At 65.4% G+C, this 16,305-nt stretch carries 17 protein-coding genes; 7 read left to right on the top strand and 10 right to left on the bottom strand.

Annotated features, from left to right (window positions below):
* Nucleotides 1–15: 15 nt before the first annotated feature.
* From B4920_RS16500 to pqqA, 7 genes are all read right to left on the bottom strand, one after another.
* Entirely contained in the window at nucleotides 16–522 is a 507-nt protein-coding gene (locus tag B4920_RS16500) for a GNAT family N-acetyltransferase (protein ID WP_079435730.1), read from the bottom strand.
* Between the two features lie 63 nt (nucleotides 523–585).
* Complete coding sequence (locus tag B4920_RS16495; protein WP_079435729.1) at nucleotides 586–1,077, bottom strand: hypothetical protein; 492 nt, start codon at nucleotides 1,075–1,077, stop codon at nucleotides 586–588.
* A gap of 147 nt (nucleotides 1,078–1,224) precedes the next feature.
* Entirely contained in the window at nucleotides 1,225–2,355 is a 1,131-nt protein-coding gene (gene pqqE, locus B4920_RS16490; protein ID WP_079435728.1) for a pyrroloquinoline quinone biosynthesis protein PqqE, read from the bottom strand.
* The gene (gene pqqD, locus B4920_RS16485; protein ID WP_079435727.1) at nucleotides 2,352–2,627 is read right to left on the bottom strand and encodes a pyrroloquinoline quinone biosynthesis peptide chaperone PqqD; all 276 of its coding nucleotides are present in this window, start codon (nucleotides 2,625–2,627) and stop codon (nucleotides 2,352–2,354) included. Before pqqD ends, pqqE begins: the two co-directional genes overlap by 4 nt.
* 113 nt (nucleotides 2,628–2,740) lie before the next feature.
* A complete protein-coding gene (gene pqqC, locus B4920_RS16480; protein WP_079435726.1) occupies nucleotides 2,741–3,457 on the bottom strand; it encodes a pyrroloquinoline-quinone synthase PqqC in 717 nt (238 codons plus the stop codon).
* Nucleotides 3,454–4,371: a pyrroloquinoline quinone biosynthesis protein PqqB gene (pqqB, locus tag B4920_RS16475; protein ID WP_079435725.1), complete on the bottom strand. Its 918-nt coding sequence runs from the start codon at nucleotides 4,369–4,371 to the stop codon at nucleotides 3,454–3,456. The genes pqqC and pqqB overlap by 4 nt, the downstream gene beginning before the upstream one ends.
* 120 nt (nucleotides 4,372–4,491) lie before the next feature.
* Nucleotides 4,492–4,566, bottom strand: a complete 75-nt coding sequence (pqqA, locus tag B4920_RS30985; protein WP_139379539.1) for a pyrroloquinoline quinone precursor peptide PqqA — start codon at nucleotides 4,564–4,566, stop codon at nucleotides 4,492–4,494.
* Nucleotides 4,567–4,684: 118 nt separating this feature from the next.
* Here pqqA and B4920_RS16465 point away from each other — a divergent pair, with 118 nt between their 5' ends.
* From B4920_RS16465 to B4920_RS16455, 3 genes are all read left to right on the top strand, one after another.
* Nucleotides 4,685–5,584 carry an alpha/beta fold hydrolase gene (locus B4920_RS16465; RefSeq protein WP_079435723.1) on the top strand — a complete coding sequence of 300 codons (900 nt, stop codon included), beginning with the start codon at nucleotides 4,685–4,687 and terminating at the stop codon, nucleotides 5,582–5,584.
* A 139-nt stretch (nucleotides 5,585–5,723) separates the two neighbouring features.
* Nucleotides 5,724–6,140, top strand: coding sequence for a cytochrome c5 family protein (locus tag B4920_RS16460; protein WP_079435722.1), 417 nt, complete (start codon nucleotides 5,724–5,726; stop codon nucleotides 6,138–6,140).
* A gap of 245 nt (nucleotides 6,141–6,385) precedes the next feature.
* Entirely contained in the window at nucleotides 6,386–6,652 is a 267-nt protein-coding gene (locus B4920_RS16455) for a DUF2249 domain-containing protein (RefSeq protein ID WP_079435721.1), read from the top strand.
* Between the two features lie 6 nt (nucleotides 6,653–6,658).
* Here the strand turns inward: B4920_RS16455 and B4920_RS16450 are convergent, their stop codons facing one another.
* Entirely contained in the window at nucleotides 6,659–7,843 is a 1,185-nt protein-coding gene (locus B4920_RS16450; RefSeq protein ID WP_079435720.1) for an HPP family protein, read from the bottom strand.
* A 101-nt stretch (nucleotides 7,844–7,944) separates the two neighbouring features.
* On the opposite strand from B4920_RS16450, the gene B4920_RS28455 reads away from it, so the two are divergent.
* Together B4920_RS28455 and thrC are read left to right on the top strand one after the other, a co-directional pair.
* Nucleotides 7,945–9,057 (top strand): hypothetical protein, encoded by a 1,113-nt coding sequence (locus B4920_RS28455; RefSeq protein ID WP_088179486.1) that lies wholly within the window; start codon nucleotides 7,945–7,947, stop codon nucleotides 9,055–9,057.
* 56 nt (nucleotides 9,058–9,113) lie between these two features.
* Entirely contained in the window at nucleotides 9,114–10,553 is a 1,440-nt protein-coding gene (thrC, locus tag B4920_RS16435; RefSeq protein ID WP_079435717.1) for a threonine synthase, read from the top strand.
* A gap of 83 nt (nucleotides 10,554–10,636) precedes the next feature.
* Here the strand turns inward: thrC and B4920_RS16430 are convergent, their stop codons facing one another.
* Nucleotides 10,637–12,757 (bottom strand): TonB-dependent receptor, encoded by a 2,121-nt coding sequence (locus B4920_RS16430; protein WP_079435716.1) that lies wholly within the window; start codon nucleotides 12,755–12,757, stop codon nucleotides 10,637–10,639.
* 285 nt (nucleotides 12,758–13,042) lie between these two features.
* Here B4920_RS16430 and B4920_RS16425 point away from each other — a divergent pair, with 285 nt between their 5' ends.
* Complete coding sequence (locus tag B4920_RS16425) at nucleotides 13,043–13,588, top strand: hypothetical protein (RefSeq protein WP_079435715.1); 546 nt, start codon at nucleotides 13,043–13,045, stop codon at nucleotides 13,586–13,588.
* Between the two features lie 131 nt (nucleotides 13,589–13,719).
* On the opposite strand, the gene B4920_RS16420 is transcribed toward B4920_RS16425, so the two are convergent.
* Nucleotides 13,720–14,943 carry a porin gene (locus B4920_RS16420; protein ID WP_079435714.1) on the bottom strand — a complete coding sequence of 408 codons (1,224 nt, stop codon included), beginning with the start codon at nucleotides 14,941–14,943 and terminating at the stop codon, nucleotides 13,720–13,722.
* A gap of 446 nt (nucleotides 14,944–15,389) precedes the next feature.
* Here B4920_RS16420 and pyrF point away from each other — a divergent pair, with 446 nt between their 5' ends.
* Nucleotides 15,390–16,208 carry an orotidine-5'-phosphate decarboxylase gene (pyrF, locus tag B4920_RS16415; RefSeq protein ID WP_079435713.1) on the top strand — a complete coding sequence of 273 codons (819 nt, stop codon included), beginning with the start codon at nucleotides 15,390–15,392 and terminating at the stop codon, nucleotides 16,206–16,208.
* Nucleotides 16,209–16,305 lie beyond the last annotated feature (97 nt).

The following is a 16,305-nucleotide window of genomic DNA, read 5'->3' as shown; positions in this document are numbered from 1 at the left end:
ATTTTTTTGCTGCTCTCAGGGGCGCCGGAACTCCATCATCATCAGGCGGCGGCCATCGGACTCGTGCTTGCCGACGACGCGGAAGCCGAGTCGGTTGAAGCGGCCGGTGCGGGCGGTGGACACCAGCAGGCGACCATTGGGGAAATTTTCCATGACCCACGCGATGCGTGCGGCGATCAGCCCGCGGGCGATGCCCTGGCCGCGCACGTGCTCGGCCACTGCCGACATGTAAAGGATGTGGGTGTCGATGGCCCAGTCGGCGGCCTTGATGCCGCCTGCGCCGACGACGGCATCACCGCGGCGGGCAACGAAGAAGTGGCGGTAGAAGGGGGCCTCGGCCGGGACGAGCTGGGCGGTGATGCGGGCCTGGTCGTAACGCTGCGGATTGTCGAAGGACGCCAGCAGTACTGCGGCGGCGGCTTCGCGGCCCGCATGGTCGTCGGGCTGCAGCACATCGATGGTGATCGGTTCCGTGGCGCATCCTCCCGAAAGGCGGCGCCGGAGAGGCGCCGTGGTCCCCATTCAACCTGCGCCGTGTTGCAGGCGTGTTGCGGATGCAGAAAGGTCTGCGCCGGGGTGGACGCGCTACGGAACGACGAAGAAGCGATACTTGTTGGGCAGGCCCTTGCGCAGCTGGATGCCGCGGCCGGTGGCGGCCGGATCCCGGGTGAAGATCTTGACCTGGGCCGACGGGCGGACCAGCAGTTCGTCTGCGTCGCAGCGGATGATGCCGGCCTCGGTCTGGCGCTGCTTGCACAGGGTCAGCCACAGCGGGCCGTTGAGGGGTGCTTCCGTTGCCACCGGCGGGGCGGGTGTTTCTTCCGCCGGGGTTTCGCTCTTCGGCGCAGCTCGTTCCGTCTTGTCCTGCTTGTCCGGGCGGGCCGGCTTGTCGCTGCGCTGCGGCCGCGGGCGCGGTGCCGGCGCGGGCTTGCTGCTCGCTGCGCCTTCCTCCGTTGTCTCATGCCGGGTCGGGGCGTTCTTTTCCGCCGGTGCGTCGGGTTTAAGGGTCGAGCAGGCGCCCAGGGTGCAGGCAGCCAGCACGGCGAACAGGGAAGGACGAAGGTGGGAGAAATGCATGATGAATCGGCGGCCGGAATCGGCGGGATTCTAACATGGGGGCCCGGCTTGGCCGGGGCGGCGGCACGGCCAAGCGGGATGAGTCCGCGTCGCGGCCGTCGGGAAACGACTGTCAGCGCTCGCGCGGGGAAGCCGTGCCCGGGAGTGTCAAAACGCGCGATCGAGGGCGCGGGAGTTCTTCGGGTCGCGGAAGACCAGCGGCTTGACGGTGGTGGCCTGCTCGGCCTTGGCCAATGCGGCGTCGATGAGGCCATGGTCCGGCGATTTGGGGCACACCGGGTCGGTGGCGTCGGCCTTGCCGGTCAGCATGAAGGCCTGGCAGCGGCAGCCGCCGTGGTCCTTCTCCTTGTCTTCGCAGCTCTGGCAGGTTTCGGGCAGCCAGGCGGTGCCGCGGAAGCGGTTGAACAGCGGCGACTCGTGCCAGATCCAGTCCAGCGCATGCTCGCGTACATCCGGGAATTCGAGGCCCGGCAGCATGCGGGCGGTGTGGCAGGGCAGGGCCAGGCCATCCGGGGTGACAGACAGGAAGACTTCGCCCCAGCCGTTCATGCATTTTTTGGGCTTCTTCGACTGGTAGTCCGGCGTCACGAAGAGGATGCGCATCTTCTTGCCGAGCTTGGCTTTCCAGCGTTCGGTGACGGCCTCGGCTTCGGCCAGCTGGGCGGCGGTGGGCATCAGCGCGTCGCGGTTGAGGAAAGCCCAGCCGTGGTACTGGGTGTTGGCCAGCTCCAGGTATTCGGCGCCGATCTCGACGGCCATCTCGATGATGCGGTTGAGGTGGTCGATGTTGGTCCGGTGCAGCACGCAGTTGATCACCGTTGGGTAGCCGGCGGCCTTGGTCATTGCCGCCACCTTGCGCTTCAGTTCGAAGGTGCGGGTGTTGGTGATGAGGTCGTTGGCTTCGCGGGTGGCGTCCTGGAAGGATAGCTGGATGTGGTCCAGTCCGGCCTCCTTGAGGGCCGCCAGGCGCGCCTCGGTGAGGCCCACGCCGGAGGTGATCAGGTTGGTGTAGAAGCCCAGCTTGCGGGCTTCGCCGACGAGGATCTCGATGTCGTCGCGGAGCAGCGGCTCGCCGCCCGAGATGCCGAACTGGGCGGCGCCCATCTCCCGCGCCTCACGGATCACCTTCAGCCAGTCCTCCGTCGCCAGCTCCGGTCCGGCCTGCGCGAAGTCCACCGGGTTGTAGCAGAAGGCGCAGTGCAGCGGGCAGCGGTAGGTGACCTCGGCCAGCAGCCACAGGGGGCCGGGGCGCCGGGGGACGAGCAGGGGTTCCATCATTCGTCCTTCCAGGTGATCCAGTTCTGTTCGTCGGCCATTTTCAGGAAGGCCTCCACGTCGGCGGTCAGGTTGCTGGCATTGAAGGCCGCCTCCAGGTCGGCGACGATCTCCTCCACGCTGCGCTCACCGTCGCAGCGCTTGAGGATCTCGCCGGCGCTCTGGTTGAGCTTGACCATGCCTTCCGGGTACAGCAGCACGTGGGCCTGCTGGGCAGGCTCCCACTGGAAGCGGAACAGCCGGTTGATGGCGGGGCGGGCGGTAGCGGTGGTCATGGCTGGCGTGCCTTCTTCTTAACTGTGTTTTCCCTGTGGGGTCGAATTCATTCGACCTCAGTGGTGAATCGCCGAGATCTGGTCGAATGAATTCGACCCCACGGTTTGATTCGTTACTGGGGACCGCCTTCCAGGCCGTACTTGACCATCATCGCGTCGTTCATCGACCACAGGATGTCGAGCTTGAACTTGAGGATATCGAGCGCGCGGAGTTGGGCGGCGCGGGTGTCGAAGTAGCCGAGGGTGATCGCCAGACCTTGTTCCACGTCGCGGCGGGCCTGGGTGACCCGGTTGCGGAAGTACTGCAGGCCGTCGGACTCGATCCACGGGTAGTGCTCCGGCCAGTTGGCCAGGCGCTGCTTGTGGATGGTGGGCGCGAACAGCTCGGTGAGGCTGGAGCACACGGACTCCTGCCACGGGCGCTGGCGGCAGAAGTTGAGGTAGGCGTCACAGGCGAAGCGCACGGCGGGGATCACGTGGCGCTGGTCGACGATCTCCTCGCGGCTGAGGCCGACCGCTTGGCCGAGGCGCAGCCAGGCCTCGATGCCGCCGGCGTCGTCACCGTGGCCGTCGTGGTCTAGGATGCGCTGGATCCATTCCCGGCGCACTTCCCGGTCCGGACAGTTGGACATCACCGCGGCGTCCTTCTGCGGGATGATGATCTGGTAGTAGTAGCGGTTGGCCACCCAGCCCTGGATCTGCTCACGCGTCGCCTTGCCGGTGTTGAGCATGACGTTGAAGGGATGGTGGATGTGGTACGCGGCGCCCTTGTCGCGCAGCTGCGCTTCGAACTCTTCGGGCGTCCAGGGGCGAAGTGGGTCTTGGCTCACAGTGCGATCTCCATGCCGTCGTAGGCCACCTCGATGCCGGCGGCGGTCAGGGCCGCGCGTTCTGCCGAGCTTTCGTCGAGGATCGGGTTGGTGTTGTTGATGTGGATGAGGACGCGGCGCACGTGGCGCGGCAGGCGGCTGAGTTGTTCGATCATGCCGCCGGGGCCGCTCTGGGCCAGGTGGCCGATGTCGCGGGCGCGCTTTTTCGACAGGCCCAGGCTGATCATCTCGTCGTCGGTCCAGAAGGTGCCGTCCACCATCACGCAGTCGGCGCTGCTCATCGCGTCGAAGACGGCGTCGTCCACTTCGGCCAGGCCGGGCGCGTAGAACACCCGCTTGCCGCTGGCCGGGTCGATGACGGTGAGGCCGATGTTGTCGCCGGGCACCGGGTTGCCGCGGTGCGGCGAGTAGGGCGGCGCCGCGGACAGCAGCGGCATGGCGCGCCAGTCCAGGCTGGCGGAACCCTGCGGGTGGAAGCTGCGGCCGTCGAGCGGAACCGGCTGGCGGTCCACGCCGCAGTAGTGTTCGAGCAGGTGCAGGATGGGGTTGCCGCGGGTCAGATCCTCGAACACCGGGTCGGTGGTCCAGATCGGCCAGGGGCTGCCTTTTTCGCGCAGCATGTAGAGGCCGGTGGTGTGGTCGATCTGGGCGTCCACCAGGACGACCGATTCGATACCGCAGCCGCGCAGGCCTTCAGTGGGCCAGGTGCCGGCAAATTGCTGGAATTGCTGCAGGATGTCCGGCGAGGCATTGACGAGCGTCCATTTGGCGCCGTCGGCGCTCACTGCGATGGACGACTGGGTGCGGCGCTGCAGGCCCGCCTGGCCGGCACGTACGCCCCGGCAGTTGGCACAGTTGCAGTTCCACTGGGGAAAGCCACCGCCGGCGGCGGAGCCGAGAACTCGGATTTTCATGGCTTGGACGTGACCGCTGAGGCTGTGTGGGGCGTTGCGGAACTGGGGGGCAGAGCCGCAACGCCGACTCGCTATCGCGAGATGGGCGGACAGACCCTTGGCGGGTCTATCCGGGCGCCATCACTTGGCGGCGATGTACATGGTGATTTCGAAGCCGAAACGCAGGTCGCAAGCTTGGGGGGTGGTCCAGGTCATGATGAGTCTCCAATTTTTTGATTGATGGTTACGGTCCGCCGGAAGGCGAATCCGTGGAATGCATTGTTGCGGGGGCGGCATACTTGCGCCTCACGAAAATCATGATTTCGAGGTTGGGATGGCGAATGGACTGCTCGATGTGGGCGACGACCACCGCTTGTATTACGAGACCTGGGGCAACCCGGCCGGTACGCCGGTGGTGGTGCTCCATGGCGGGCCGGGCAGCGGCTGCAGCCCGCGCCTGCGCGAGCTCTACGACGAGCGGCGCCAACATGTGGTGTTCTTCGACCAGCGGGGCTGCGGGCGTTCGCTGCCGCTGGGCGAGATCCGCGCCAACACCACGGCCCATCTCATCGACGACATCGAGCGTCTGCGCCGCCATCTCGGCATTGCGCGCTGGTGGGTGAGCGGCGGCTCCTGGGGCGCGACGCTGGCGCTGGCCTATGCGGCGGCCCATCCGCAGGTGGTGGATGGCGTGGTGGCGCGCAGCGTTTTCATGCCGGGCGACGGTAATGTGCGCTGGTTCTTTGTCGGGCTGGCTGAGCTGCGACCGGAGGCCTGGCAGGCCTTGTCCGCGGCGCTGGGGGATGCGCCGGATCCGCTGACCGAACTGGTGGTGCGTCTCGGGGGTGACGACCAGGAGACTGCCCGCCAGGCTGCGCTGGCCTGGTTCCTTTATGAGCAGGCGGTGAATGATCCGGTTGCGCTGCTTCCATCACCAACAATAGAGGAGCTCGACCGCTTGGTCGGCAAATACCGGCTGCAGGCCCATTACCTGAAGTCCGGCTGCTTTCTGAAGGAAGCAGACTTCCTTGAGGCCTGTGCTGGGCTGTCCGGCCTGCCAGTCTGGCTGATCCACGGCCGTGACGACGTGGTCTGTCCGCCATCCAATGCCGAGCGTATCCACGTGTGCATCGCCGGCAGCCGAGTGGTGTGGATCGACGGGTGTGCGCATGACCCGTTTCATCCGGGCATGGTGGCGGTGTGGCGGGCGGCGCTGGAAGGCGAGCCGGGCTGAAAAATGGCCGGAGCGCGCATTGGCTGGCGCCAATTGATGCGGGTCAATGAGACGGGCGGGGGCGGAGGGCTAGCATCGTGCCGTGTTCCTGATGTGTTCCGTGGAACCCCCAATCCCCATCCGATTACCGAGACTGTTCATGCGTACAACAAAACTCCTCCCCCTGCTTCTCGTTGCCCTGCTGGCCGCCTGCGGCAAGTCCGAAGCCCCCAAGTCCGAGGCGCCGAAGGCTGACGCGCCTGCTGCTGCCGCTGCGGCGCCGGCCGCAGCTCCGGCGCCGGTTGCCGATGCGGCGGCCGATGGCGGCAAGGGCCTCGATGTGTTCAAGAAGACCTGTGTGATGTGCCACCAGACCGGCGTGGCCGGTGCGCCCAAGCTCGGCGACAAGGCCGACTGGGGCCCGCGCATCGCCCAGGGCAAAGACGTCCTGTACAAGCACGCCATCGAGGGCTTCAATGGAAGCAAGGGTGCCATGCCGGCCAAGGGCGGCAATCCGTCCCTGTCCGATGATGAGATGAAGGCCGCTGTCGACTACATCATCGCCAAGGCCCAGTAAGCGTTCGATTCTCCTTTGACCTCAGCGCGCACCCCCCGCGCGCTAAAGCCCGGCCGGGCAATCTGCGGCCGGGTTTTTTTTGCCTGCTGAAGAGGGGCATGGGCGAATTCATTCGCCCGACTGCTGCCAAGCCCTCGCGGCACAACGGGCAAACCCGATGCAGATCAAGGAAAGCCCGCTTGCCCGACGGCATACTGACGATACCCGACAGATTCAGTCGGATTTATCGATACCTTGGAGCCAGCATGCAAACCATCCACGTCTGCAACCACACCACCCCCGAAGCCATCTACCCGTTCGACGCCCGCGGCATTGCCAAGCGTTTCCGCCACGCGGCCATCTTCGGCGCGCTGGACTCGCTGGTGCCGGGCGAGACGATGCGCTTCTGCAATGACCACGATCCGCTGCCGCTGCTCGGCCAACTGCAGCAGCGCTATGGCGAGACGGTGTCCATCACCTACCAGCAGCGCGAGCCCGGCGCGATCGTCATCGACTTCGCCAAGCTCGGCTGAGTGCCTTCAGGTCTGGTCGCCCCGCACGTAGTCGAGGGCCTCGTGCTGGAACAGCACGGCGGTCATCGTCGTCGGGGTGATCAGGCCGGCCAGCTTGCCGGCCTCGTCCACCACCGGCAGCGCCCCTTGTCCGCTCTGGCCAAGGATGTCGGCGGCGACGGCGATGCCGTCGCTAAGGTTCGCGGTGCGCAGGCCGCTACGTGGTGTGTGCATGATCTGCCCGACGACCTCTGGTTTGTCGGTATGCGGACCAGGCGTCGGACGCAGCAGGCGGCGCACGTTGTCACCGATGCGCTGGCCGTTGTCCGGCTCGACGTGGCGCAGGAAATCTTCGAGCGTCAGCAGGCCGATGACCCGCTCGGCCCGGTCTACCACCGGTAGCACGGAGAGGGCGTGGCGATTCATCAGGCGCCAGGCCTCGTTCAATTCGGTAGCGAAGTCGACGCGTAGCGGCGCCGCGTTCATGACCTCGCCGCAGGTTAGCAGCACGTGGCGGTGGAAGGCGTGGCGCGCTGCCCGCTGGAAGACCTGGGTCAGGTCTTCCTCGCTGATGTCCAGGTAGGCGTCGATCTCTTCCAGTGCGGCGGCCAGGTCCGGCTGGCGGATGCCGGCAGGGTTGCGCTCCGGCGTCTTGGGCGTGGATACGGCAGGCGAGCACAGCGGATAGCGCCGGCCGGGAATCAGGTTATTGACCGTGGTGGCGGCCAGCAGCATGGCGATCACGTTCCAGCCGACCGCCGCCAGGCTGGTCGGGATGTCGAGTCCCTGGGAGGCGGCGCCGACCATCACCAGCGCCATCGCACCGCCGGGCGGGTGGATGCAGCGCAGCTGCCCCATGAACCATACCGAGATGGCCACCGCCAGCGCACCGGCGAGGAAGGGGGAGGCGATCCAGTGCCCGCAGGCGAGGCCGGTCAGTGCGGGCAGCAGCAGGCCGCCGGCGACGGACCACGGCTGGGCCAGCGGCGAGTGGGGTAAGGTGAACAGGATGACCGAGGTGGCGCCGAGGGGCGCCAGCTGTCGCTTGGCTTCGGCCGGTACGGGCAGGACGTACAGCACGCTTTCGTAGATCAGCACGCCGATGATTGCCGCCAGGGCACTGCGCCAGCGTTCGGTGCGGGACAGGGGGGCTGCATCGGCGAAGAGATAGCGGCGGGAAAAACGGAGCAGGGCGAGACGAAGGGTTTCCATGGGGGGTGAATCTTGTTTTCTTGTTCTGGCATGCCGGTGGGCATGCAGCCTAAGGACGCTTCCTTGCTGGGGCCTTGATCTGTGATTGCTTGGAGGGAAAAGTGCTGCTGATCTATCTGGGAGCGAGCGTCGTGGCGGCGTTCGGACTGGCCGTCGGGCTGGCGGTGACGGGTGCTTCGCCGGCTGCGGCCGCCCATGCGGCCTTCGCGCTGGGGGCGATGCCGCTGATCTTCGCGGCGATGGGGCATTTTGTGCCGGTGCTGACGCGCAGCGGCGCGGCGGAAAAGGGCGTCCATTTCCTGCCATTGGCGTTGCAACTGGCCGGCGTGCTGGTGGTGGCAGCGCTGGCCGGCGCTCTACCCGGCTGGAGCCTGCATCTGGCGGCGAGCGTGGGCATCGCGGCGGCTCTGGGCTTCCTGGCCTGGCAGTGGCGGCGCGGACGGGCCGCGCTGGGGCGTCCGCACCCGGGGCTGGCTTGGTACAAGGCGGCGTTGGGCTGTCTGGCCGTGGCGCTGGTGGCGATCCTCGCCGGGCTGCTGTGGCCGGGCGCGTATCCAGTGCTGCGCCTGGCCCATCTGCATCTCAATACCCTGGGCTTCATCGGCCTGACTGCCGTCGGGACCCTGCATGTGTTGATGCCGACCGCACTCGGCCAGCCGGACCCGCAGGCTGCCGTTCGGCTGCGGCGTCAGCTGCCATGGGCGATCGGCGGTGTTGCGGCCAGCGCGGCAGCGGGGTTCGTCCCGTTGCTGGCGGTTGCGGGGGGCTTGGCGATCGGTGGCGTGCTGATCCACACACTGCATGGCTGGTGGCGGACCTATGGCCTGGCGCGGCTGCTTGGTGATGGTGCGGCCGTGGCGCTGAGCGGGGCGACCTGCGGCCTGCTGCTGGTCATCGGTGCCGGCGCCTTGCACGGCATGGGCGGCATGCTCGCCCGTCCGGCGATTGTCGGTTTCTTCGCGCTGTTCCTGCTGCCGCTGGTGACGGGCGCGCTGTCCCAGCTGTTGCCGGTGTGGCGTTATCCCGGACCGTTGACGCCCCGGCGTACGGCCATGCGGGCGCGGCTGGTGCGCCTTGGCGGCTTGCGAACTGTGCTGTTTCTGGCTGGCGGTGGTCTGCTGCTGGGCGGCGTGGCGGCGGGGGCGGCGCTGCTGGCGGCGGGGACCGCGCTGTTCGTCGGCGTCCTCGTGCATGCCCTGGTGCAGCGGGCCTGAAAGGGCCCGCGGGTGTGCTATCTTCCGGGGTTTTCGTTTTCAACTCGGCGAGAACCATGCGCTACATCTCCACCCGCGGCCAGTCTGCTCCCCAATCCTTCTGCGACATTCTTCTTGGCGGCCTGGCGCCGGACGGCGGCCTGTACCTGCCGGAGACCTACCCGCAGGTGACCCGTGCCGACCTGGACGCGTGGCGCAAGCTGTCCTACGCCGAGCTGGCTTTTGCGATCCTGTCGCGTTTCATCGACGACATCCCCGCTGCCGACCTGAAGGCGATCTGCGACAAGACCTACACCGCCGAGGTGTATGGCTACGTGCGTGACGACGCCAAGGCTGCCGAGATCACCCCGGTGCATTGGCTGGAAGCCGGCAAGCTGGGCCTGCTGGAACTGTCCAACGGCCCGACGCTGGCCTTCAAGGACATGGCCATGCAGCTCCTCGGCAACCTGTTCGAGTACGTGCTCGACAAGCGCGGCGAGCAGATCAACATCCTCGGCGCCACCTCCGGAGACACCGGCTCCGCCGCCGAATACGCGATGCGCGGCAAGCACGGCGTGCGCGTTTTCATGCTGTCGCCCCACGGCCGCATGAGTGCCTTCCAGCGCGCCCAGATGTATTCCCTGCAGGACGACAACATCTACAACATTGCCGTGCGCGGCATGTTCGACGATGCCCAGGACGTGGTGAAGGCGGTCTCCAACGATCACGCCTACAAGGCCAAGTACAAGATCGGCGCCGTCAATTCGATCAACTGGGCGCGCGTCGCGGCGCAGGTGGTTTACTACTTCAAGGGCTACTTCGCCGCTACCGAGAACAACGACCAGCAGGTCGCCTTCGTGGTGCCGTCCGGCAACTTCGGCAACATCTGCGCCGGCCACATTGCCCGCCAGATGGGTCTGCCGGTTGCCAGGCTGATCCTCGCCACCAACGAGAACGACGTGCTCGACGAGTTCTTCCGCACCGGCGTCTATCGCCCGCGCAGCACCGCCGAGACCCACGCCACCTCCAGTCCGTCGATGGATATCTCGAAGGCTTCCAACTTCGAGCGCTTCGTCTTCGACCTGGTCGGCCGCAACGGTGACACGGTGCGCGAGCTGTGGAGCAAGGTGGATGCGGGCGGTGCCTTCGATCTGTCCGGCACGCCGGAATTCGCCGCCATCGGCCAGTACGGCTTCGCTTCTGGCAACAGCAACCACGCCGAGCGCCTGGCGACGATCCGCCGTGCCGACAAGGACTACGCCACGGTCATCGACACCCACACCGCCGATGGCCTGAAGGTCGCGCTCGAGCTGCGCGACCCGTCCGTGCCGACCCTGGTGCTGGAAACCGCCCAGCCGGCCAAGTTCGAAGAGACCATCGTCGAAGCCCTGGGCCGCAAGCCCGCGCGTCCGGCCGGCCTGGACAACATCGAGGCGCTGCCGCAGCGCGTTGAGGTGATGGATGTGGACGCCGATGCGATCAAAGCGCTGATTGCTCGCACGGTCGAAGCCGGCTGACCGGCGTTCTGCTCCATGAAAAATGGCCCGGATGTCCGGGCCATTTTTCTTTGTGAGAGGGCGGGGCTTTTGCTGCGGGAGACTTACCAGGTGTAGCGGGCGTTCACGCCGACCAGACCGTTGCGGCTCGGTGCGGATTCGTAATAGCGGCTGTTGGTGTCGCCGACCACCACCGAACCCACGTAGTTGCGGTCGAAGAGGTTGTCGAGGCGGGCGAACTCGCTGAAACGCCAGTGGCCAAGGCGCTGTTCGGCGGTGATGCGGATGTTGGCGATGGCGTAGGACGGCGCCGGCGTGGCGGTGTTGCTGTCTTCCACGTAGACCTTGCTGCGATACACGCCCTCGATGGCGGTGGTGATGGCTGGCGTGATCTTCCAGGCCAGGTCGCCGAACACCGTGCTGCGCGGGATGCCGGGGATGGACTTGCCGTCGGCGATGGTCTTCAGGCTGGCGCCGGTGCCGGTGGTGAAGCTCTCGTCGTAGATCGCCCGCAGGTGGGACAGGGCCAGACGGCTGGTAAGGTCGCGGCGCCAGGCGGTGTCGAAGGAGACCTCGACGCCCTGGCGTTGGGTCTTGCCGGCATTCTTGTAGCTGGTGCGGCCGCCGGTGGCCGTATCCACCACCAGTTCGTCCTCGGTGTTGATCTGGAACACGGCCACGTTGAGGCGGCTGCTGTCGCCGATCAGAGCCTTGGCGCCGATTTCGTAGTGCTGGCTGCGGGAGGCGTTCAGGCCGAAGTTGAAGCCGGCGGCGCTGCCCGAGTAGAACATCTCGTTGAGCGTCGGCGTCTCGAAACCCTTGGCGGCGCTCGCATACAGATTGACGGCTGGGCTCAGCTTGTAGACAACGCCCAGGATGGGGGTGGTCTTGTCGTAGTCGCGGCTGCCGCTGTCGTTGCCATTCACGCCGACGATGTACTTGTCGTCCACCTTGAACTTGACCTGGCTGTGGCGGAGGCCGACCGTGACTGCCCAGTCGCCGCGGGTCCACTCGGTCTGCACGTAGGGATCGAGGCTTTCGACCGAATCGGTTTCCTTGCGGCGCAGCTTGCCCTTCACGCCGAGCGTCGTGCCGACGAAGTTTTCGTAGCCGTTACGCTGGTCGGTGCTGTTGTCGTAATCGATGCCGAAGGTGGTGGTGAGCTTGCCGCCGGCCGCTTCACGGACGGCGATGTAGCGGGCGCCGAAGCCGTAGAAGTTGCGGTCGAAATCGATGATGCCGCCGGAGTGACGCGGGTTGGCCTGGGCCGAGATGGGAATGGCCTGGTACTGGATCACGCTGCGCTGGCCGCTATAGGCCGACAGTTGCATCAGGTCGCGGCCGAAGCGGCGCTCGTAGGCGACACCGCCCTGCAGGTGGTCGATGCTCTTGCGGGTGTTGAAGTCGTTGGCGGCACTGTCCACGCCGCGCGGGTTGCTCTTGTAGGCCGCCCAGCTGAGGCCCAGTGGGTCTTGCGTGTTGTGCTGCCACAGGCCGTTGATGGTGAAGGTGAGCTTGCTGTCTTCGTCCGGCTTGCCGGTGATTTTGGCAAAGGCCTGTTCGCGGGTCGCGGCGCTGTGGTCGCGGTAGCCGTCGGTGCTGAAGCGGGAGGTGTTGAGCACGTAGCCGAGGCCGTCGAGCTTGCCCTGGGCGGTGATGTCGGCTTTGGTGGTGCCGTAGCTGCCGGCGGCAAAGCCGGCCTCCAGGCTGGCCTGCTCGCGGGGTTCGATGGTGAACAGCTGGATCACGCCGCCGGAATGGTTGCCGTAGATGGCCGAGAAGGGGCCGCGCAGCACTTCCATGCGTTCGGCCACGTCCAGGTTGAACGTGGCAGCCTGACCCTGGCCGTCCGGCATGCTGGCCGGGATGCCGTCTGCGATCAGCTTGACGCCGCGCACACCGAAGGCCGAGCGGGCGCCGAAGCCGCGGGTGGAGATCTGCAGATCCTGGGCGTAGTTCTGGCGGTTGTTGGCCACCACGCCGGGGACGGCGACGAGCGCTTCAGACGCATTGACGCGGGGTTGGCCGGAGGTGATCTCTTCGCGGTTGAGTACATCGATGGCGGCTGGCAGGTCGAAGCTGGCGGCTTCGGCGCGGCTGCCGGTGACGACGACCGGATTGAGGGTCAGCGTGGTGCCATCCGCGGCAAAGGTGGGGGTGTAGGCAGCGGCGAAGGCGGTGGTCAGGGCGGCGTACAGTGGCGTACGGGCGAAGCGGGGCGGCATTGTTGTTTGTCTCCGATGTTTTTCTGGATCCGGGAGGTGGCCGGAAGCGGAGCCGAAGATACCTGTTTGTACGGCCAGCCGCCTCAAGAAAATCGTGATTCGGGCGCGCTGGCAGGGGCTATCGGGGCGTGTCAGCTTGCCGGTGCGTGCCATCCTGTGTCATTCATGCAGGCCGACAGCCGGCGGGGTGTGCAGTTTTCCTGTCCGTTGGCTTGTCGTATTGGCTTACAGTCGCTTACAGGCCGCGTGCGGCGTTTCTCATAAAGTCGAGATGGAGGACATCAAATGAAACGAATTCTTGTTGCAGCCGCGCTGGGTGTATTGGCCCATGGCGCGATGGCCGCCGATGTGGGTGTGTCCATCAGCATCGGCGATCCGAATTTTTACGGTCGCCTCGACATTGGCAACTTCCCGCGTCCGGCACTGCTGTATCCGCAGCCGATGGTGATCCAGCCTGTCCCCCGTGGGGTGGCACTGGAGCCCTTGTACCTGCGTGTGCCGCCCGGTCATGCGAAGAACTGGCGCAAGCACTGCGCGCGCTACAACGCCTGTGGTCATCCGGTCTATTTTGTGCAGGACCGCTGGTACAACGACGTCTATGCGCCCCGTTACCGGTCAGGACCGGAGTATCGGAGTTTCGATGGCGGGCGGCCCGAGTATCGACGGGAGCCGGATTATCGTCCGCGAGAGCGCCATGAAGAGCGCCGAGAGCGGCGGGATGATCGCGGGGACCGGCGGGACGAACGAGGTGGTGGCTGGCAGGAACGTGGCGACGGGGAACGCGGTGGCGGACAGGGCCACGGGCATGGCCGTGGTGGGCGTGAGAACTGAAGCCTCCCTGCATTTCCTGCTAAAAAAAATGGCGCCCCGTAGGGCGCCAGAAGGAGGGAGAAACACAACAGGTTGGGTGACGGGTGCCGTTGGCACCCGCAGAAACCGATCCGCCCTGGGGCGGGGAACGATCAGAAGAACAGGATCGCGCCAGCGGAGACGGTGTTGTTCTTGGTCTCGAAGGCGGAACTGGTGATCTTCTCGTGGTTGAACTCGCCGACCAGGGTCACGAACTTGTTCAGGCCGTGGTACACACCGAGGGTGTAGGCGCTGTTCTTGTTCTCGGGGCCGCCAAACACGGAAGTGGTGGCGCCGTCCTTGTCCTTGTTCTGGCCCCAGTTGATGCCGAACTTGGTCTTGTTCAGCTTGTAGGTGCCTTGCAGGAAGTAGCCTTGGGAGTCGGTCTTGTTGCCGAAGCCGTCGCTGCCGCCGAGGAACTGGGCGCCGATGGTGGACAGGCCGAGACCCTTGCCCTTGAAGCCGTAGACCACCGCTTCGAAATTGTCGATGCTGGCCTTGATACCTGCTTCATAGCCGGTGGCGGTGAAGCTCTTCGGGTTGCTCACGCCATCACAGACGGCACCGGTGGAGCAGCTGGTGCTCTGGGTTACGAGACCGCCCCACACCTTGCCCGGTACGGAACCCTTCCAGTCGTAATCGACCTTGGCCTGGAAGCCGGGGGTCTTGGTCTGGTCGCCAGCGAAGCGGCTGGGCTGGAAGATGCCGGCCGAAGCCTGCAGACCATTGTAGTTCGGGGTGGTGTAGGTGATCTGGGCCTGGAAGCCGGTGTACATGTAACCGTGGGCAATCATGCCGAAGGTCGTGTTGTACGGAATGCCGGCGTTGGAGGTGCCGCCGACGCCCAGCAGGGTCATGTCGGACAGGATGATGTTCTGGCCGAACAGGCCGATGTCGCGACCGAACTTGAGGGTGCCCCAGTCGTTGTTGCCGAACTGGAAGTACACGTTACGGGTGTCGATCTGGCTGTAGGGGTTGGTGATGCCCGAGCCGCCGGCATTGTTACCGATCGGTAGGCCAACGACGGTGGAGTTGTTGTTGATGCCGGGAGCGAAGCTGAAGTGGGCCTTGATGTCCTGGTCGCCGGCCTTGGAGGTGACAACGAAGTTGATCCAGCCCGGCAGCAGGCCGTTGGTCAGTTCGCTGTTCTGGCTCTTGGTGGTGACGCCCGTGGCCTTGTTTTCCGTCTTGGAATCACGATTGACGTAGAAGCCGTTGATGGTGCCGTTGATGTCGACGGTCACGTCGTTCTGGGTGAAGCTGACGGCTTGGGCACCACCGGCAGCGGCGGCCAGGCACGCGAGGGCGACGGATTGGGCCAGAAGGGTTTTCTTCATAACGATTGTCTCCGGAATTTTGTCGTTGATCTCACCAGCGAAGCGCGGGCTATGGAGCGCCGCTACTTCGTTCCTCCCGAGGTCGCGTTTCTGTTTGGAAACACGCCGTGACGGAGCACCAATCCAAGTGCGAGGGCTGTGCCAGTTCGTGCGCAAATGGGTTTCGATAAGCTGATTTTATTTTTAAGTTATTGTTATTTATCGGTATTTTTTCTTCGGATGAGTGAATTGGGTCTTCAAGCTGCGACATCTGCCCTGTTCAATAAATGAACAAACTGCTGTGACGTAGCGGAAGTCTTGATGCAGTTCGTGACAGGGACTGGAGCATGCTGTAGCGCAACACGGGGATCGGACGGGTTTCCGGGGGATCCGCGGCAAAATTGGGCAGCGCTGGTAAAATCGTGTCCCAGATTTCACTCTTTCGGGCTGTCCAAGCCCGCGCACCCATGGATTTCCGCTCCAAACTGGCTGCCGCCTGGCAGCGTCACGATTCCCTGCTGTGTGTCGGCCTCGATCCGGATACGAAGCGCTTTCCGACCCACCTGCAAGGGCGCCCCGATGCCGTTCTGGCGTTCTGCAAGGGAATCGTCGATGCGACGGCGGACCTGGCCTGTGCGTTCAAGCCGCAGATCGCCTACTTTGCTGCGGCCCGCGCCGAGGATCAGTTGCAGGACCTGATCGCCTATATTCACGAGAGGCACCCGGCGGTGCCGGTGGTGCTCGATGCAAAGCGTGGTGATATTGGTGCGACGGCCCAGCAGTACGCCCGGGAAGCCTTCGAGCGTTACGATGCGGATGCGCTGACGGTCAATCCCTATATGGGGTTTGATTCAGTCGAGCCTTACCTGGAGTATCCCGACCGCGGCCTGATCGTTCTGTGCCGCACGTCCAATCCCGGCGGATCGGACTTGCAGAACCTCACCGTCGAAGGGGGGGGGCGGCTCTATCAGCACGTGGCTGAACTGGTGGCCGGCAAGTGGAATGTGCACGGTCAAAATGCGCTGGTGGTGGGCGCGACCTTCCCGCAGGAGCTGGCCGACGTCCGGCGTATCGTGGGTGATCTGCCGCTGCTGGTGCCGGGGATTGGCGCTCAGGGCGGGGATGTGGAGGCGACCGTGAAAGCCGGTCGGACGTCTGCCGGTACGGGGCTGATGATCTCTTCGTCGCGGGCCATTCTGTACGCGGGAAGCGGTGAAGATTTTGCGGCGCAGGCCCGCAAGGTGGCTTTGACCACCCGTGACGAGGTTAACCTGTACCGGTTCTGAGCATCGCCTGTGCGACGTTCCTGCTCTGCAGAAAGTCCGGCGTGCTGCGGCGCCGCAGAGTAGGATTAGGGACTTGTCGTTAACGACGCAGCAGCGC

The sequence above is a fragment of the Zoogloea sp. LCSB751 genome (genome assembly GCF_002028455.1).
In the GTDB taxonomy this organism is placed as follows: Bacteria; Pseudomonadota; Gammaproteobacteria; order Burkholderiales; family Rhodocyclaceae; genus Zoogloea.
Note: the sequence above shows the minus strand (reverse complement) of the source record. Positions and strands in the feature narration are given on the sequence as shown.